Raw genomic sequence first — 18,838 nt, 5'->3', positions numbered from 1 at the left:
GGCGCCTGAGGGTACAGGCGCATTATGCCTAGGCTTGCCCGGCAAGACACTCGCGCAGCGCGGTTTGCCAGTCTGGCTGACTGACGCCCCATTCGCGGAGCAGGCGACTGCAATCGAGGCGCGAGTTCAACGGTCGGGCGGCAGGCGTCGGGTAATCGCTGGAAGGGATGGGCAACAGGTGCGCGCAAGGCTTGCCCTGTTTGCGCAGCGCTTCACCAATGGCCTGGGCGAAACCGAACCATGAGGTTTCACCTTGAGCGGTCAGGTGATAAGTGCCCCAGGCGCCCCGCTCACCGGCCTGCCAGCGCTCGATCAGGGCGAGGGTGCTGTTGGCGATCGTGCCGGCCCAGGTGGGCGCGCCGATCTGATCGGCAACGATGCGCAACTCGGGTTTTTCTTGCAGCAGACGCTGCATCGTCAGCAGGAAATTGCTGCCACTGGCCGAGTAGACCCAGCTGGTCCGCAGAATCAGATGCATGCCCCCCACCGCCGTGATGGCTTGTTCGCCAGCCAGTTTGCTCTGGCCGTAGACCCCCAGCGGCTTGGGCGCGTCGGCTTCGTTGTAAGGCTCGCCCTTGCTGCCATCGAACACATAATCGGTGGAGTAGTGAATCAGCGGGATGCCCAGCGCCAGTGCTTCTTCGGCCAGAATTCCCGGGCCCGTCGCGTTGATGGCGAACGCCAGCTCAGGTTCGCTTTCTGCCCGATCGACCGCCGTGTGAGCGGCGGCGTTGATGATCAGGTCGGGACGAACGCGCCGGACCTGCTGACGAATCTGCTCCGGTTGAGCCAGATCGAGTTGATCGCGCCCCAGCACCATGAGTTCATCAGCCGCGCTCAAGCGGCGCTGCAGTTCGCGGGCGACCTGGCCGTGCTGGCCAATGATGAGAATTCGCAAAGGGATTTTCATGGAAGCAGTTCAGATTCCTGCCAGTTTTTACCGTGTTGGTCCTTTTCTGACAGTTGAGGCGCTTCTTCCAGTTCCCAGTCGATGGCCAGTGTCGGATCGTCCCAGCGAATGCAGCGATCTGACGCCGGGTCGTAATAGTCGGTGGTTTTGTAGAGAAACTCGGCGTACTCGCTGAGTACCAGGAAGCCATGGGCGAAGCCTTCCGGTATCCACAACTGACGATTGTTCTGTGCGGACAAACGCACACTGGCCCAGCGTCCGAAGTTTGGCGAACTGCGGCGGACATCAAGGGCCACATCGAGTACTTCCCCCGCAGTCACCCGAACCAGCTTGCCCTGGGTGTGTTGCACCTGATAGTGCATGCCACGCAGCACGCCTTTTCGCGAACGCGAGTGGTTGTCTTGAACGAACGCTTTCTTGAGGCCGGTGGCGTTTTCAAACTCACGGACATTGAAGCTTTCATAGAAAAACCCACGTTCGTCACCAAAGACCTTCGGCTCGATAATCAGCACACCTGGTAACTGGGTGGGGGTGACTTTCATTACGCTTCTCCGGCAATCGTATAGAGATACTGGCCATAACCGGTCTTGCCGAAATACTTCGCTCGCTCAAGCAAGTGCTCGCGATCGATCCAGCCATTCATGTAGGCAATTTCTTCGAGACAGGCCACTTTCAGTCCCTGGCGGTGCTCGATGGTTTGCACGTATTGCGACGCTTCAAGCAGGCTGTCGTGAGTGCCGGTGTCGAGCCAGGCGAAACCGCGGGTAAAGCGCTCGACCTGAAGTTTGCCGCGTTGCAGATAGGCGTTGTTAACATCGGTGATTTCCAGCTCGCCGCGCGGTGACGGTTTGACGGCCTTGGCAATGCGGATAACGTCATTATCGTAGAAATACAGCCCGGTGACCGCATAGCTGGACTTTGGCTTGAGCGGTTTTTCTTCGATCGAGATGGCGCGGCCTTCTGCGTCGAAGTCGATCACGCCAAAGCGCTCCGGGTCCTTGACCCAATAGCCGAATACCGTCGCGCCGCTGGTTTGCTGCGCCGCTCTTTGCAACTGGCCACCGAAGTGCTGACCATGGAAGATGTTGTCACCGAGGATCAGGCACACCGGGTCGTCGCCGATGAATTCCTCACCAATCAGAAACGCCTGGGCCAGGCCATCCGGCGTAGGCTGTTCGGCGTAGCTGAAATGGACGCCGAACTGACTGCCGTCACCCAGCAGGTTGCGGTACTGCGGCAGATCCTGCGGGGTGGAAATCACCAGGATTTCCTTGATGCCAGCCAGCATCAACACCGAGATCGGGTAGTAGATCATCGGCTTGTCGTAGATCGGCAACAGCTGTTTGGAAACGCCTAGCGTGATCGGGTGCAGGCGCGTGCCCGACCCTCCAGCCAACACAATTCCTTTCATCATGCGAGTAACTCCTTGATATCGGTGGAGCCTAGTCGTTCACCCTGATAACTGCCATCTTGAACGCGGCGGCACCATTCCAGGTTTTCCAGATACCACTGAACGGTTTTGCGCAGACCGGTTTCGAAGGTTTCTTCCGGCACCCAACCCAGGTCGCGCTCGATTTTGCCGGCATCGATCGCGTAACGCAGATCGTGCCCGGGGCGGTCCTGGACGAAGGTGATCAAGTCGGCATATCGGGTAACACCGGCTGGTTTGACCGGGGCAAGTTCTTCGAGCAGGGCACAGATGCTGCGCACCACGTCGATGTTCGTCTGTTCGTTGTGTCCGCCAATGTTGTACGTCTCGCCGACGACACCTTCGGTGACTACTTTGAGCAACGCTCGTGCGTGATCCTCGACGAACAGCCAGTCGCGGATCTGCAGGCCGTTTCCGTAGACCGGCAGCGGTTTGCCGGCCAGCGCGTTGAGAATCACCAGCGGAATCAATTTTTCGGGGAAGTGGAACGGGCCATAGTTGTTCGAGCAGTTGGTCAGCAATACCGGCAGCCCGTAGGTGCGCTGCCATGCGCGGACGAGGTGGTCCGAGGCCGCTTTGCTGGCGGAGTACGGTGAGCTTGGCGCGTACGAAGTCGTTTCGGTGAACAGATCATCGACACCGTGCAGGTCGCCGTAGACTTCGTCGGTGGAGATATGGTGGAAGCGGAAGGCGCTTTTTTCCGGCTCGGCCAGCGTGTGCCAGTAGGCGCGAGTGGCTTCCAGCAGGCTGTAGGTGCCGACGATATTGGTTTGAATGAAGTCCGAAGGCCCATCGATGGAGCGGTCGACATGGGACTCAGCCGCCAGGTGCATGATGGCGTGTGGCTGGAAACGTGTCAGTACGGCGCTCACGGTGGCTTGGTCGACAATATCGGCCTGCACGAACTCGTAGCGAGTGTCGGTGGCAATGCTGGTCAGCGATTCGAGATTGCCCGCATAGGTCAGTTTGTCCAGGTTGAGCACTTCATGCTCGGTGTGCCGAATCAGCTGGCGAACCAGGGCAGAGCCGATGAAACCGGCGCCGCCGGTGATAAGAATACGCATGTGGGCCAGCCTTTTTTTCCGTCAGACGATATAGCGAAGATCATAGCTTGTCGGCAGGAGAGTGGTGGTGCAAGAGGGTTGTGTCTGCAATTTGGGTTTTGTGGCGTAAACAGGGGGTTGATTATCGACCGATGCGGTGGCGATATAAGCGCCTAATAAAATTTCAGGGGTTGTTGTATGCCGCTCGCCACGTTGATTCATCGCGCCAGTTTGCCCAGCCCGCAAGTGTCTGCGGCGCAAGCGCTTGAGCTGCTCGAGGGGCATTACGGGCTGAGCGCAAAGCTGCAGGCGCTCGGCAGCCAGCAAGACCTGAACTTCCGCGTTGACAGTAAGCATGGGCGTTTCGTCCTGAAAATCTGCCGGGGCGACTATTCGGTGCTGGAGCTGCAAGCCCAGCATGCCGGGCTCAAGCATCTGGCCGAACACTCCGGTGTGCCGGTGCCGCGAGTGATTGCCGCGCAAAGCGGCGCCGACCTGCTGTCACTGGAAATCGACGGGCAAGCGGTGCACGTACGCCTGCTCGAATACATCGAGGGCCAGTCGCTTACACATCTCGATCATCTGCCCGGATCCGTGGTGGCCGGTTTCGGCCGGCTCTGCGGCGAAATGGACCTGGCGCTGGCCGCTTTCGATCATGCGGGCCTTGAGCGCACCCTTCAGTGGGACGCCCGCCACGCGAATGCGTTGATCGCGCATTTGCTGCCGGTGATTGAAGATGACCGGCAACGCGCGTTGATCGCCGAAGTGGCCGAACAGGCCGAGCGGCATTTGCAGCCGCTGGTGGACAAGTTGCCGGTACAGGCCATTCACATGGACATCACCGACGACAACGCGGTCTGGCAGCGCGATGCGCAACGCCAGTGGCAATTGCGGGGCGTGATCGATTTTGGCGATCTGGTCCGCACGTGGCGCATTACCGACCTGTCGGTGACCTGCGCGGCGCTGCTGCACCATGCCGGAGGCGATCCGTTCTACATTTTGCCGGCGGTTCAGGCTTATCACGCGGTCAATCCGTTGCAACACGAAGAGCTGCTGGCGCTGTGGCCATTGATCGTTGCGCGGGCGGCGGTGCTGGTGCTCAGCGGCGAGCAGCAGGTCAGCATCGACCCGGGTAATGCCTACAGTCGCGACAACCTGACCCATGAGTGGGAGATTTTCCGCGTGGCCACGTCGGTGCCGTTGGCGTTGATGGAAGCGGCGATCCTCACCTCGGTGGGGCACAGCCTGCCGGACATCGGCAGCGAAGGCTTCGCACCGCTGCTGCCGAGCCTGGTCGGGCGTGAATTTGCCTTGATCGATCTGGGCGTATTGAGCCCGCATTTCGAGGCCGGTAACTGGGAACAGGAGGGGATCGATCAGCGTCTGTTGAGCGAAGCGGCTGCGGCCCACGGCTTGGCAGCGAGCCGTTATGGACAATACCGTTTGTCCCGCACACGCCCGGACAGTGCGACGGAACCAGACACCTGCCCGTTGCACGTCGAGCTGCGGGTGCCTCATGGCACTGCGGTCGAATCGCCGTTTGCCGGGGTTGTGCATCAACCGGCGCCGGGTGTGCTGCAACTGGACGGCCCGCAGTTGAGCGTGCGGTTGTGGGGCGTGACACCGTCGCTGCACACCGGTGCAGCCTTGGTCAAAGGCCAGGTGTTGGGTTCGGTCAGCGGCCCGTTGCGGGTGCAGTTGTGCCGAGGCGCGGCGCTCGATGCGCCGTTGTTTTGCACGCCTTCGCGCGCGGCCGCCTGGCAAGTGTTGTGCCCGTCGCCGGCAGCGTTGTTGGGTCTGGCGTGCGATGCCGAGGCAGAGCTCGATGCGCAGACTTTGCTGGCGCGCCGCGACGCCAGTTTCGCCCGAACCCAGAAGCACTATTACGTCGACCCGCCGCGCATTGAGCGCGGCTGGCGCAATCACTTGATCGATATGCAGGGCCGCTCCTACCTCGACATGCTCAACAACGTCGCGGTGCTTGGCCACGGTCATCCGCGCATGGCCGCGGTCGCCAGTCGTCAATGGTCGCTGCTCAACACCAACTCGCGGTTCAACTACGCAGCGGTTGCCGAGTTTTCCGAGCGCTTGCTGAAACTGTCGCCGGAGGGCATGGACCGGGTGTTCCTGGTCAACAGCGGCAGCGAGGCCAACGACCTGGCGATCCGTCTGGCGTGGGCCTACAGCGGCGGTCGCGACATCATCAGCGTGCTGGAGGCGTATCACGGCTGGACCGTGGGCGCGGACGCGGTCTCGACCTCGATCGCCGACAACCCCAAGGCCTTGAGCAGCCGTCCCGACTGGGTGCACCCGGTAACCGCGCCGAACACCTATCGCGGCGAATTCCGTGGCCCGGACAGTGCGCCGGATTATGTGCGCAGCGTCGAACACAACCTGGCGAAAATCGCGGCGCAGCAACGCCCGCTGGCCGGTTTCATCTGCGAACCGGTGTATGGCAATGCCGGTGGTATTTCGCTGCCGCCGGGTTACCTGAAACAGGTCTATGCAATGGTCCGTGCGCAGGGCGGTGTGTGCATCGCCGACGAAGTGCAGGTGGGTTACGGCCGCATGGGCCATTTCTTCTGGGGCTTCGAAGAGCAGGGTGTGGTGCCGGACATCATCACCATGGCCAAAGGCATGGGTAACGGCCAGCCGCTGGGCGCGGTGATCACCCGTCGGGAAATCGCCGAAGCGCTGGAGGCCGAGGGCTACTTCTTCTCGTCGGCGGGGGGCAGCCCGGTCAGTTGCCAGATCGGCATGGCCGTTCTGGATGTGATGGAGGAGGAAAAACTCTGGGAAAACGCCCAGGTCGTGGGCGGGTATTTCAAGGAGCGTCTTGAGGCGCTGATCGACAGTCATCCATTGGTAGGCGCGGTGCACGGTTCCGGTTTTTATCTGGGCGTGGAGTTGATCCGCAACCGCGAGACCCTGGAGCCGGCGACCGAGGAAACGACGGCGCTGTGTGACCGGTTGCGGGAGCTGGGGATTTTCATGCAGCCGACCGGTGATTTCCTGAACGTCCTCAAGATCAAACCGCCGATGGTTACGTCGCGCCAGAGTGTGGATTTCTTTGTCGACATGCTGGCGAAGGTGTTGGGGGAGGGGTTGTAAGGTTTGAAATCGCTTTCGCGGGCAAGTCGGATCGCCGCACCGCTCGCTCCTACAGGTCCGGGTCGGTCGCAAAAATTGCGTATGACACGGACCTGTAGGAGCGAGGCTTGCCCGCGAAAGCGCCCATCAATACACCGACAAATACCGATTATTATCTGGTTTAAGCGCTGTTGTTTTCGACAGAAGGAAGATTAATCGCTTTTAAAGCCGATTTTTATCGGCTATAAAGTCGCCATTGCCGCGGCGTGTCTCTTCACGTCCGGCGCTTCCCTTTCTGTCATCGGTCGATGCCAAACTCGACCCACAGCACTTGCCCGGAGATGATTCATGAGCCGTATCGTTACCGTCGCCGCCACCCAGATGGCCTGTTCCTGGGACCTTGAAGCCAACCTCGAAACCGCTGAAAGGCTGGTCCGTGAGGCTGCGGCCAAAGGCGCGCAGATCATCCTGATCCAGGAACTGTTCGAGGCGCCGTACTTCTGCCAGAAGCCGAACCCGGATTACCTGCAACTGGCCACGACGGTTGAAGACAACGTCGCCATCAAGCATTTCCAGAAAGTCGCCAAAGAACTGCAAGTAGTGCTGCCGATCAGCTTCTACGAGCTGGCCGGCCGCGCGCGTTTCAACAGCATCGCGATCATCGATGCCGACGGCTCCAACCTCGGGATTTATCGTAAAAGCCACATCCCGGACGGCCCTGGCTATCACGAAAAGTATTATTTCAATCCGGGCGATACCGGCTTCAAGGTGTGGAACACCCGCTACGCGAAAATCGGCGTGGGCATTTGCTGGGACCAGTGGTTCCCGGAGTGCGCGCGCAGCATGGCGTTGCTGGGTGCGGAAATTCTGTTCTACCCGACCGCCATCGGCAGCGAGCCGCACGACAAGACCATCTCGTCCCGCGATCATTGGCAGCGTGTGCAACAGGGCCATGCCGGTGCCAACCTGATGCCGCTGATCGCCAGCAACCGTATCGGCAATGAGGAGCAGGACGGGTACGACATCACCTTCTACGGCTCGTCGTTCATCGCCAACCAGTTCGGCGAGAAGGTTCAGGAACTCAATAAAACCGAAGAAGGCGTATTGGTTCATCGCTTCGACCTCGACGAACTGGAGCACATCCGCAGCGCATGGGGCTCGTTCCGTGATCGCCGCCCGAACCTATACAATGCGCTCAAAACCCTCGACGGTTCCCTGGAGTCCTGACCGCATGACCACTTTAAACAGCACCCCGCGCGCCGACGGCTTCTACATGCCCGCCGAGTGGGCGGCGCAAACCCAAACCTGGATGATCTGGCCAGAGCGTCCGGACAACTGGCGCCTGGGCGGCAAACCGGCGCAAGCCGCACACGTGGCGGTGGCCAAGGCCATTGCGCGTTTCGAACCGGTGACCGTGGCGGTGTCCACCGGTCAATACGAAAACGCTCGGGCGCGTCTCGACGTGCCGAATATTCGTGTGGTCGAGATGTCCAGCGACGACGCCTGGGTCCGTGACACCGGCCCGACATTCGTCATCAATAACAGCGGTGAAGTCCGCGGCGTGAACTGGGATTTCAACTCCTGGGGCGGCTTTGACGGTGGGTTGTATTCGCCTTGGAACCGCGACTCGCAGGTCGGCGGCAAGATACTCGAGATCGAGCGCAGCCCGCGTTATCGCACCGAGGGTTTTGTGCTCGAGGGCGGTTCGATTCACGTGGATGGCGAAGGCACGCTGATCACCACTGAAGAATGCCTGCTCAACCGCAATCGCAACCCGCACATGAACCGTGCGGAAATTGAAGCGATGCTCAGCGCGAATCTGGCTGTGGATAAAATCATCTGGCTGCCGGACGGTTTGTTCAACGACGAAACCGACGGCCATGTGGATAACTTCTGCTGCTACGTGCGTCCGGGCGAAGTATTGCTGGCCTGGACCGACGACCCGCAAGACCCGAATTACCCGCGCTGCCAGGCGGCGATGAAGGTGCTGGAAAGCAGCACCGACGCCAAGGGTCGCCCATTCACGGTGCACAAGATGCCGATTCCGGGGCCGCTGTATGCGACCGAAGAAGAGTGCGCCGGTGTCGATCCGGTGGACGGAACTCAGGAGCGCAATCCGACCGTGCGTCTGGCTGGTTCCTACGTGAACTTTCTCATCGTCAACGGCGGCATCATCGCGCCAAGTTTCGACGACCCGCTGGATGGTCCGGCCAAAGAGATTTTGCAGAGCCTGTTCCCGCAACACGAAGTGGTGATGGTGCCGGGCCGCGAACTGTTACTGGGAGGCGGTAACATCCACTGCCTTACCCAACAACAGCCCGCGCCGCACAAGGAGTGAGTGGGGTTGTAACAGCTTGAGTTGATTGCTAAATCGCTCAGGCAAACGTTTTCCCCGTACGCCTCGCAGAAAGCCCGCAGCCCGTCAGGACTGCGGGCTTTTTTTGTATCCGCTCGTCGACCATCCAGACACATTGGCACAGCTCTTGTATCTCACCAGGTGTAGACAGGGAGGGGGAGGACTTCGATGTTCTGTCATAAACCTTGGATAAGTTAGCCGCTCACAAACCAGGAGAGAGCGCGGAAATGAACGCCGAAATGAATGTGGTGAGCGAGCGGGCATTGCATCCCCTGGCAGTAAAGAACAGCGATTCGCTCCAGATTCTGGCGCACTGGTTGAAGTCCAATGGAACGCGTCAGATCAGGGAACCTGATCCGCGCCGGATGATGATCGAGCGTTACCCCGCTGGTTTATTCAGCGAAGCGGAACTGGAAGCGTTGTGGGATGTGATGGAAGGATAAGAAGAAAAACAACGGATTGATAAAAGCGCTGCCGGGAGGGCGGCGCTTTTTTTATGCCTGCAGGTTTTTCCGGTATTTACACAAATCCCTGTAGGAGCTGGCTTGCCAGCGATGGCGGTTTTTCATCCAGCATCAATGTTGAATGTTATGGCCTCATCGCTGGCAAGCCAGCTCCTACAGGGAGGTAGTTTGATGTCTGGATCTTTGGTGTTTAGAAGCTGTAAGTCCCGGTCACCACCACGCTGCGCGGTTCACCCGGCTGAATCTGCGCCGCGCTGGTGGCCGACGAGTAATAGGTTTTGTCGCTGATGTTGTTCAGCGCCGCACGCAAATCCCAATCCTTCTGACGGAACCCGGCCAACGCATCCCAACGGCCATAACCCGGCAGTACGGTGGTGTTGAGGTTGTCGGCGTAACGCTGGCCGACCAGGGTCAAACCGGTTTCGGCGTACCAGCCCATTTCCGGTTTCCAGGTCAGGAACAGGCTGCCGTTGTGCTTGGCCACGTTGCTGATGCGCTTGCCTTCAAAGCCGTTGTTGTCCTTCTCGACCGTCGCGTCCTGCACGCCCACGCCACCGCGCACGTACCAGTTGCCGACAATCTTGCCGGTGCCGGTCAGCTCGATCCCGCGGGAACGTTGTTTACCGGTAAGCAAGGTAATGGTCGGGTTGAGCGGATCGCTGGTGCGACGGTTGTAGAGCTCCAGTTCGTAGATCGCCAGCGTGGTGCTCAGGCGATCATCGAGCCAGTCGCTCTTCACGCCGATTTCCTTCTGCTTGGTCAGCTCGGGGCTCAGGTCGTTGGTGTTGCCGGCAGCGCCAGGCGTGATGCCGATCAAGCCACCGCCCACCGGGGAAAAGGTCTTGGTCCATGACGCATAGAAGGAGTGATTCTGCAGTGGCGTCCAGACCAGTCCTACACGTGGGCTGGTGCTGTGGCTGTCGCGGTCCTCGGAAATGTCCCGCAGGTTGTTGGTCGATTCGATGTCGAAGGTGTCGTAACGCAGACCGCCCAACAGTTGCCATTCATCGTTCAGGCGCAGTTGGTCCTGCACGTACACCGCACGGCTTTCGACTTCGGTGTGGTTGTCGCTGGACACCTGCATGCGTCCGGTGTGACGCAAATTGCGATTAGGGCTGTTCAGGTTCAGCGCCGGAACGGGCCGACTGCCGGGGCCGGTCGTGGCGGCGGTGTACAGGATCGGGTCGCGGCGCTGGCTGCCGATTTCGATGCCGGTCAGCAATCGATGCTCAAGGCCAAAGGTATCGAAACCACCCTCCAGCTCAACGTTGTTAAACACGTTGCGGGTATTCAGGTCCTGCTGCCAGTGCTGGCGCGTGACCGAGTTGGTCGCCGGGGTGTAGCCGATCAGGTAGGTGTTGTCGAAATCGCTGTTGAGCTTGAACACACCCAAGGTCTGACGCAGCTGCCAGTTCTCGTTGATGTCATAGCTGAGTTTCGAGCGCAGGGATTGCGACTTGTCATCGATGAAATCGTTATCGCTGCCGTAGGTCGTATCCCGTCCGACATCGGCCGGGCGTCCGTTGACACCGGGAATTCCGCGATCCGGCGTACGGTTGTAGCGGCTGTATTCGTACTGCACCAACCAGTTCAGGTCGGGTGTCAGTTGCCAGCTCATCGACGGCGCGAACAACTGGCGATTGCCGCTGACGCCATCGCGGAAACTGTTCTGATCCATGTTGCCCATGTTCAGACGCAGGCTGATGTTCTCGCTGGGGTCAGTGCTCAGGTCCGCGTAAAGGCTGCGCAAATCGTTGCTGCCACCCTGGGCTTCGATGGTCGAACGGCGGCCGAATTCCGGCAACTTGCTGACCCGGTTGACGATCCCGCCCTGGCTGCCACGGCCGTACAACACCGCCGCCGGCCCCTTGAGGACTTCGATGCGCTCGATGTTGTGCAGGTCGCGCACGTACTGGCTGTCGTCCCGAATACCGTCCAGGTAAAAGTCGTTGCTGGCGTCGAAACCGCGAATGCGCAAGCTGTCGAAACGGGTGTCGGCGCCGCTGCTGACGTTGGGCATTCCGCTCAGCGCCGTGCCCAGATCGTTGGTCCCGTAATCGACGACGTTCGAGGTTTTTATCGAGTCGATGGCTTGTGGCACGTAGCGTACCGGCGTGGCCGTGCGGGTCGCTGTGCTGGTTTCTTTCACACGTGGATCGTCAGCCTCTGCTTCGGCGCTGATCGAGGTTGCCGGCAGGGTTGTAGGCGCGGCGTAGGAAAAACCGGCAGATAGCAAGGCAGAGAGCCCAAGACTGAAGGGCGTAAGACGAAAAGGGGCAGGCATTAAGGACGCATCCGTAGGATTTTGGGTAGTATCGTGAAGGGTGCGAATGGTAATGCTTGCTATTTACTTTCGTGAATTATTCCTGAGAAGTTCCTTTGTTTGATTGTTTCAATTTGTGTCGTAGTTGTTACAGGAAGGATTTGCAGCATTCGACCGATTCATGAAACAGACTGAAAGCCATTCCGGCGTTTTTCAGAAACTGTCGCAGGGCTAACCTGCCGGCATCGATTTTTCCTGACTTTTTGCCGGAGCCTTCCCATGATCCTTCACTACATTTACGACCCGTTGTGCGGCTGGTGCTACGGCGCAAAACCATTGGTGCAAGCCGCTCAGGCCGTTCTGCCGGTGATTGCCCATGGCGGCGGCATGATGACCGGCGCCAACCGCCAGAGGGTCTCGCCACGTTTGCGTGACTACGTGATGCCCCACGACCGGCGCATCGCCGAGTACACCGGTCAGCCATTCGGCGAAGCGTATTTCGAAGGGTTGCTACGTGATGAAACGGCGGCGTTCGATTCCGCTCCGCCGATTGCCGCCGTGCTCGCGGCGCAGCAGATCGCTGGCCGTGGACTGGAGTTGTTGGGCCGTTTGCAGAGCGCGCATTACGTGGAAGGGCGGCGTATCGCCGATGAAGCCGTGTTGATCGAACTCGCCAACGACATCGGCCTGGAAGCCGAAGCCTTCTTGTCAGCGTTTGAAAACGCCGATACCGATGGCCACATCAAATCCAGTCGCGCCTTGTTGGCCAACGTCGGCGGCCATGGTTTCCCGACCTTCGCCCTGGAGCAGGATGGCCAGTTCACGTTGATCGACATCAGCCCGTGGCTGGGCAAGCCGCAAGCCTTCGCGGCATGGCTGAGTCAATCGCTTCCCGCAGACGCCGCGACATCCGAGTTTCAAGCCTGTGGCCTCACCGGCTGTGCCCACTGAATTCTCCCGGAGCCTCTCATGGATAACCTGAGCCTGATCAAAAGCACCTACGAAGGCGCCAACTCCCAGGAAAATGCGCGCAACACCGCCGCAGCCCTGGCCGATGACGTTCGCTGGACCGAAGCCGCAGGCTTTCCCTACGCCGGCACCTACGTTGGTTTTGACGCCATCGTCGAGAACGTCTTCAAGCGTCTGGCCACCGAATGGGAAGGTTTTCAGCTGAAGATCGAGGACTACGTCGCACAGGGAGACAAGGTGTTTGCCTACGGCAATTACAGCGGAGTCTACAAAGCCACCGGCCGCTCGATGAATGCTCGCGTCGCCCATTTGTGGACCATCGCCAATGGCAAAGTTACCCATTTCGAACAATTCGTCGACAGCCACACCGTGCAGCTGGCAATCGTAGACAAGTAATTTCTTAGACGATTTTCACCTAATCACAGACGATTCATGAAATTGACACATGGTTAAGGGCGCGGATAGGATTCGCCCCAACGCCTGTGGCTAACCGCCATGACTCAAAAAAATAAAAAGGCCCGCTCCACGATTTATCGTGGGCGGGCCTTTTTGTTTTCGGGTGAAAAAAGAGTGCGATAGCGCCGTTTCAGCCGTTCGACACAGCGCGTATCAACCCGAAATAAGGAAAAGAACAAAATGTTGAATAAGCGAATCAGCCTGATCGCTCTGGGGATGTTGAGTGCGACACAGGCCATGGCTAACGACCAGGCCGAATCCAAGGGTTTTGTTGAAGACAGCAGCCTCAAAGTGCTGCTGCGCAATGCCTACATCAATCGTGACTACAAAGACAGTCGTGAGGACAAAGCCGAGTGGGGCCAAGCGGCCATCGGCACGTTCTCGTCCGGTTTCACCCAAGGCACCGTCGGTGTGGGTGTGGATGCGTTCGGTCTGTACGCACTGCGTCTGGATGGCGGCAAGGGTCGCACCGGCGCGCAAGGCATCGACTTCTTCAAGAAGGGCGACAGCGGCAACGCGGCTGACGACCTGTCGAAGGGCGGCGCTGCGGTCAAATTCCGTCTCTCCAGCACCACGCTGACTTACGGTGACCAGATGCCGGCCCTGCCGGTGTTGAGCTACGACAACGTGCGCCTGCTGCCGGAAAGCTATACCGGCACGCTGATCACCTCCAAGGAGATCAAAGGCCTGGAACTGAACGCCGGTCGCTTCACCGCCGAATCGCGCAAAAGCGCGGAAGGCCGTGACAGCGGTGGCCTGAAGTCGATCAACGTATTGGGCGGTAGCTACCAGTTCACCGAGCAGTTCAAGGCTGCGGTGTACGCGTCCGACGTTGAAGACGTGTTGAAGAAGCAATACGTGAACGCCAACTACGTGTTCCCGATCGACAAGGATCAGTCCCTGACCCTCGACTTCAACGGCTACCGCACCAAGCTGGACGATTCCTACGTCCGCGAAAGCGGTGCCACTGGCGACGACAACAAGATCTGGAGCCTGGCAGCCACCTTCGCCACCGGCCCGCACTCGTTCACCGTCGCTCACCAGCGCAGCACCGGCGACAGCAACCTGGGCTACGCCTACGGCGGCTATCAGAAAGATCAAGGTCGCGTCGGTGACGGTGGCAACACCATCTACCTGGCGAACTCCTACTGGTCCGACTTCAACGCTGAAGACGAGCGCAGCTGGCAGGTCGGCTACGGTCTGGACTTCAGCACGTTCGGCGTTCCGGGCCTGAGCTACAACGTGGCTTACGTGCGCGGCGACAACATCACCACTTCCACCAGCGAAGGCGGTACCGAGCGCGAAATCTTCAACCAGTTCAAGTACGTCGTGCAAAGCGGCCCGGCCAAAGACCTGAGCGTGAAACTGCGCAGCTCGATCCTGCGTGTTTCGCAGAAGTCGAGTGAGTACAACGTCAGCGGCAACGAAGTCCGTGTGTTCGTCGACTACCCGATCAACATTTTCTGATGATCGGTTGCAGTATCGAGGCCTGATTAGAGGCTGAGAACGAAGAAGCCCCGACTGGTTCGGGGCTTTTTTGTGGGCGGCGCGAGGCTCTAGGTCGCGGCAAGTGCGTCAGGTGCTCAACGACTACCGACGCAAAATGATCAAAACGAGCATTCATAATGATTGATTTGCGCAATCTGTAAGGGTGGCATAAGATTATTTTGACTGAATCAATCACTCTTGTGATCAGTTCAGTCAGTTTCGAGGTGAAACACGTCTTACCCCACAATTATAAAAGGAGACCCTCGTGGCCCAATTTCCTATCAAGCGCACCATAGAACGCATTCCGGGCGGCATGATGATCGTGCCCCTGCTGATCGGTTCGCTGGTCGCCACCTTCATGCCTGATACGCCCAAGTTTTTCGGCTCCTTCACCAACGCGCTGTTCACCGGAGCGTTGCCTATCCTCGCGGTGTTCTATGTGTGCATGGGCGCGAGCATCAACATCAAGGCCACGCCTTACCTGCTCAAGAAGGGCGGCACGCTGCTGATTACCAAAGTCGGCATCGCCGTGCTCATCGGTATCGTGCTCGGGCATTTCCTGGGTGAACAGCCGATTTCGTCAGGCCTGTTCGCCGGTATCTCGACGCTGGCGGTAGTCGCCGCGATGAACGACACCAACGGCGGCTTGTACATGGCGCTGATGGGGCAGTACGGCCGCTCCGAAGATGTCGGTGCCTACTCGGTCATGTCCCTGGAGTCCGGCCCGTTTCTGACCATGGTCACTCTCGGCATCGCCGGCCTGTCGGCGTTCCCGTGGCCGACGCTGGTGGGAAGCATCCTGCCGCTGGCGCTGGGCATGTTGCTGGGCAATCTCGACCGCGACATGCGCGACTTCCTGGCCAAGGCCGTTCCGGTGATGATCCCGTTTTTCGCTTTGGCACTGGGCGCAAGTCTGGATCTGCACAACGTCTGGCAGGCTGGTTTGCTGGGTCTCGGCATGGGTGTCGCCGTCGTTGTGTTGACTGGCATTCCGCTGTTCTTCGCTGATCGTTTGACCGGTGGCACGGGCGTCGCGGGTGTCGCTGCGGCTACCACCGCCGGGAACGCCGCAGCCGTTCCTGCGCTGATCGCGGCGGCCAATCCGGTTTACGCCGAAGCGGCCAAGAGCGCGACCATATTGGTAGCCGCCTGCGTGGTGGTCACCGCGATTCTTGCGCCGATACTCACTGCAGCCGTCGCCAAGCGCGTACAAAAGCGCAACCCTGTCGTCATCCCTGAGCAGGAGATCGAACCTCAAAAGCAGGAGGCGTTGCGATGAGGATTCTGATCATCGCCGATGATCTGTCCGGCGCGGCGGATTGCGCCATCGGCTTTGCGAGTGTGGGGCTGCAAACTGTCGTCACGCTCGATCCTTTGAATGACAAGGCCGATGCTCAGGTGATCGCTGCTGATACGGACACTCGCCGCCTCTCTGCGGCGCAGGCTGCCGAGCGCACCGTTGCTGCATTCAAGGCGCTGCATCAGCCTGGGCAGCGGTTGTACAAGAAAATCGATTCGACCTTGCGCGGTAACTGGGCAGCGGAAGTCGCTGCCCTGCAACCCTTGGCCGGCCTGGCGATCGTTGCCCCGGCATTCCCTGCTACGGGACGCACGTTGCGCGGCGGTCGGGTCTTCGTGAACGGTCAACCGCTGGAAACCACCGATACCTGGAAGCTCGAAAACGCTGATCGCCCAGCTGATGTAGAAGCGATGCTCATCGCCGCCGGCCTGAGCACCGCGAAACTGGACCTCGACACTTTGCGCGGCAACGAAAATGCGCTCGCGCAACACATTACCGAAGTCGCCCGCAGCGGCACACAAGCGCTGATCGTCGATGCACAAATCGAAGACGATCTGCTGACCCTCGCTCGCCTGACCGCGTCGATGGATCAGCCGCTGTTCTGGATCGGTTCGGGAGGCCTGGCGCGGGAAATCGCCAGCCTTCCGGATTTTTCAGAAACACGGTTCACGGCCATCGAACCGACCGCGCAGGAAAAAAACCAGGCGCCGATTCTGATCCTCGTCGGCAGCCTGTCCGGCGTCTGCGAGCGGCAATGCGCGCTGCTCAAGGAGCGCGGCGGTGTCAGCGAACTGGTCGTCCCGCCTAAGGTCCTTCGCCAGGGCGTCGCCCATGAAGATTGGGCAACCTGGCAGGCGCGCATTGGCGAGCAACTCGATGGCTGGAGCGACCTGCTGCTGCGCATCGGCCGCGATGACGCGTTCGATCCGCAAGAGGGCGCGCAACTTTCAAGCATGTTGGCCGTGTTGGTTGAACCGCACTTCGCCAAGGTCGGCGGCCTGATCGCCACCGGCGGCGAGACGGCCCGGGCCATTTTGACCACCGTCGGCATCGACAGCCTGCAACTCATCACCGAAATCGAGGCCGGCGTTGCCTTCGCCCGCCCGACTGTTTCCCGGCAAGGCCATCGTCCCGGCATCGTGACCAAGGCCGGCGCGTTCGGCACCGATCACGCTTTGTATGCGGCATGGCAACACCTGAGCGACAGCGCCGATCGCTCCTCGCCCCAACGCACACGAATCCAAGGACTCGAATGAACACTATGAGCAATTACCTCCCTATCATCGGCATCACCATGGGCGACGCCTCGGGTGTCGGTCCGGAAATCGTGGTCAAGAGCCTGACTCACGACATCGTCTATCAACAGTGCCGACCGCTGGTGATTGGTGATGCGCGCCGTCTCGAACAAGCCAATGTGATCGTCGGCGGCAGCGCCAAAATTCGCCGCATCAAGGACGCTTCCGAGGCACGCTACGAGACCGGCGTGATCGACTGCATCGACCTCGACCTGATCCCCGACGACCTGCCATTTGGTGTGCTGTCGCCTATCGCCGGTGATGCCGCTTATCAATACATCGCTCGTGCCGTGGAGCTGGCGCAGGCCAATCAAATTGACGCGATCTGCACCGCGCCGCTGAACAAGGAAGCGCTGCACGCCGGCGGCCACAAATACCCAGGTCACACCGAAATGCTCGCGCATCTGACCAACGTCGATGAAGTATCCATGATGCTGGTGGCACCGCAATTGCGGGTGATTCACGTCACGACCCACATCGGCATCATCGATGCGATCCGCAAGATCGAGCCGGGCCTGGTTCAGCGCACCATCGAGCGTGGCAACGCGACATTGATCAAAGCCGGCATCGCCCGCCCGCGCATTGGCGTGTGCGGGATCAACCCGCATGCCGGTGAAAACGGCCTGTTCGGTTACGGCGAAGAGGAAGAAAAAATCATCCCGGCGGTGAAGCTGTTGCAGGAGCGCGGCCTCGACGTCACTGGCCCGCTGCCGGCCGACACCCTGTTCTTCCGCGCCGGACGCGGCGACTTCGATCTGGTGGTCGCGATGTATCACGACCAGGGCCACGGCCCGGTCAAGGTGCTCGGCCTGGAAGCGGGCGTGAACGTCACCGTCGGCCTCGACGTGATCCGCACCTCGGTCGACCACGGCACCGCGTTCGACATCGCCGGCAAAGGCATCGCCGATGAGCGCAGCCTGCTCGAAGCGCTGCGCCAGGGCGCGGAACTGGCTACGCGACGGGGATGAGCCGCAGGGGCGCTGTCGTGTAAGATCGACCACCGTCCACCGTGCGAGACCCGCCATGAAAGCCTCCGAACGCCACCGCGCCATCCTCGACCTCGTACGCATCGGCGATGCCAACGTCGAGCAATTGAGCGCGGCCCTCGGGGTTTCGGAAGCCACGGTGCGACGCGACCTGACCATGCTCGCCAAACAACGGCACCTGGTGCGCACCTACGGCGGCGCCACCGCCGTGGTCGGCGTGCATGAACCGGAAGCTTCGCTCGAAGAGCGCAAAACCAGCCAGTGGGAACAGAAAGACGCCATCGCCCAAGCGGCGGCGGCGCATGTCCAGGACGGCGACACCGTCCTGCTCGACGGCGGCACCACCTGCGCCGCGCTGGCCCATCACCTGTGCTCGCGACAAGACGTGCACGTGGTCACCAACAACCTGCTGGCGGTGATGACCCTGGCCAATGCGCCGGGTATTCGCCTGACCCTGATCGGCGGTGACTTGCGCGGTTCGAGCATGAGCACATTGGGGCCGTTGGCGGAGTTGACGTTAAGTCGGCTGAGCGTCGACAAAGCCTTCCTCGGCGCGGACGGCGTGGTCGCGGAGTTTGGCTTGTGCGAAGCGAGCGCGCAGCAGGCCTATCTCAAGGAATGCATCATCAAACGGGCGGCGCAGATTGTGGTGCTCGCCGACACCGACAAACTCGGTCGTGCGCGGCAACAGCACTGGACGCCGATTGAGCGGGAGTGGCGGTTGATTACCGGTGCTACCGCCGATGAAGCTGCTCTCGCACCGTTTCACGCCCTCAAGCAAATCACCGT

16 protein-coding genes are annotated in these 18,838 nt (G+C 60.1%); 11 read left to right on the top strand and 5 right to left on the bottom strand.

Annotated elements, in window-relative coordinates; translation table 11 throughout:
* Nucleotides 1-28: 28 nt before the first annotated feature.
* The 4 genes from rfbD to rfbB are packed head-to-tail and all read right to left on the bottom strand — an operon-like array spanning nucleotide 29 to nucleotide 3,403.
* Complete coding sequence (gene rfbD, locus KGB27_RS10300; RefSeq protein WP_223481643.1) at nucleotides 29-898, bottom strand: dTDP-4-dehydrorhamnose reductase; 870 nt, start codon at nucleotides 896-898, stop codon at nucleotides 29-31.
* Nucleotides 899-906: 8 nt separating this feature from the next.
* Nucleotides 907-1,452: a dTDP-4-dehydrorhamnose 3,5-epimerase gene (gene rfbC, locus KGB27_RS10295; RefSeq protein WP_223554273.1), complete on the bottom strand. Its 546-nt coding sequence runs from the start codon at nucleotides 1,450-1,452 to the stop codon at nucleotides 907-909.
* Entirely contained in the window at nucleotides 1,452-2,324 is an 873-nt protein-coding gene (gene rfbA, locus KGB27_RS10290; protein WP_008040111.1) for a glucose-1-phosphate thymidylyltransferase RfbA, read from the bottom strand. Before rfbA ends, rfbC begins: the two co-directional genes overlap by 1 nt.
* Nucleotides 2,321-3,403: a dTDP-glucose 4,6-dehydratase gene (gene rfbB / locus KGB27_RS10285; protein WP_008040110.1), complete on the bottom strand. Its 1,083-nt coding sequence runs from the start codon at nucleotides 3,401-3,403 to the stop codon at nucleotides 2,321-2,323. The genes rfbA and rfbB overlap by 4 nt, the downstream gene beginning before the upstream one ends.
* 177 nt (nucleotides 3,404-3,580) lie before the next feature.
* Between rfbB and KGB27_RS10280 the strand changes: the two genes are divergently transcribed.
* The 4 genes from KGB27_RS10280 (at nucleotide 3,581) to KGB27_RS10265 (ending at nucleotide 9,271) form a co-directional block, all read left to right on the top strand.
* A complete protein-coding gene (locus tag KGB27_RS10280) occupies nucleotides 3,581-6,493 on the top strand; it encodes an aminotransferase (protein WP_223554271.1) in 2,913 nt (970 codons plus the stop codon).
* 327 nt (nucleotides 6,494-6,820) lie between these two features.
* Nucleotides 6,821-7,699, top strand: coding sequence for an N-carbamoylputrescine amidase (gene aguB / locus KGB27_RS10275; RefSeq protein ID WP_223434907.1), 879 nt, complete (start codon nucleotides 6,821-6,823; stop codon nucleotides 7,697-7,699).
* A 4-nt stretch (nucleotides 7,700-7,703) separates the two neighbouring features.
* Nucleotides 7,704-8,810 carry an agmatine deiminase gene (gene aguA / locus KGB27_RS10270; RefSeq protein ID WP_223554269.1) on the top strand — a complete coding sequence of 369 codons (1,107 nt, stop codon included), beginning with the start codon at nucleotides 7,704-7,706 and terminating at the stop codon, nucleotides 8,808-8,810.
* Between the two features lie 245 nt (nucleotides 8,811-9,055).
* Entirely contained in the window at nucleotides 9,056-9,271 is a 216-nt protein-coding gene (locus KGB27_RS10265; RefSeq protein WP_008040104.1) for a hypothetical protein, read from the top strand.
* Between the two features lie 211 nt (nucleotides 9,272-9,482).
* On the opposite strand, the gene KGB27_RS10260 is transcribed toward KGB27_RS10265, so the two are convergent.
* Nucleotides 9,483-11,576 (bottom strand): TonB-dependent receptor, encoded by a 2,094-nt coding sequence (locus KGB27_RS10260; protein ID WP_207285598.1) that lies wholly within the window; start codon nucleotides 11,574-11,576, stop codon nucleotides 9,483-9,485.
* 258 nt (nucleotides 11,577-11,834) lie between these two features.
* Between KGB27_RS10260 and KGB27_RS10255 the strand changes: the two genes are divergently transcribed.
* From KGB27_RS10255 to KGB27_RS10225, 7 genes are all read left to right on the top strand, one after another.
* The gene (locus tag KGB27_RS10255) at nucleotides 11,835-12,506 is read left to right on the top strand and encodes a DsbA family protein (protein ID WP_223554266.1); all 672 of its coding nucleotides are present in this window, start codon (nucleotides 11,835-11,837) and stop codon (nucleotides 12,504-12,506) included.
* A gap of 18 nt (nucleotides 12,507-12,524) precedes the next feature.
* Nucleotides 12,525-12,920, top strand: coding sequence for a nuclear transport factor 2 family protein (locus tag KGB27_RS10250; RefSeq protein ID WP_223434903.1), 396 nt, complete (start codon nucleotides 12,525-12,527; stop codon nucleotides 12,918-12,920).
* Between the two features lie 240 nt (nucleotides 12,921-13,160).
* Entirely contained in the window at nucleotides 13,161-14,447 is a 1,287-nt protein-coding gene (locus KGB27_RS10245; RefSeq protein ID WP_008040100.1) for an OprD family porin, read from the top strand.
* Nucleotides 14,448-14,733: 286 nt separating this feature from the next.
* Entirely contained in the window at nucleotides 14,734-15,747 is a 1,014-nt protein-coding gene (locus tag KGB27_RS10240) for a 2-keto-3-deoxygluconate permease (protein WP_008025009.1), read from the top strand.
* Nucleotides 15,744-17,024 (top strand): four-carbon acid sugar kinase family protein, encoded by a 1,281-nt coding sequence (locus KGB27_RS10235; RefSeq protein WP_223554265.1) that lies wholly within the window; start codon nucleotides 15,744-15,746, stop codon nucleotides 17,022-17,024. The genes KGB27_RS10240 and KGB27_RS10235 overlap by 4 nt, the downstream gene beginning before the upstream one ends.
* Nucleotides 17,025-17,029: 5 nt before the next feature.
* Nucleotides 17,030-18,031, top strand: coding sequence for a 4-hydroxythreonine-4-phosphate dehydrogenase PdxA (gene pdxA / locus KGB27_RS10230; RefSeq protein ID WP_223452906.1), 1,002 nt, complete (start codon nucleotides 17,030-17,032; stop codon nucleotides 18,029-18,031).
* Nucleotides 18,032-18,086: 55 nt separating this feature from the next.
* Nucleotides 18,087-18,838: DeoR/GlpR family DNA-binding transcription regulator (locus KGB27_RS10225; RefSeq protein WP_223554262.1), on the top strand; the 752-nt coding region annotated here is incomplete at its 3' end.

Source organism: Pseudomonas sp. BF-R-01 (assembly GCF_019946615.1).
Taxonomy (GTDB): Bacteria; Pseudomonadota; Gammaproteobacteria; order Pseudomonadales; family Pseudomonadaceae; genus Aquipseudomonas; species Aquipseudomonas migulae.
This window is presented reverse-complemented; position numbering and strand designations above follow the sequence as displayed.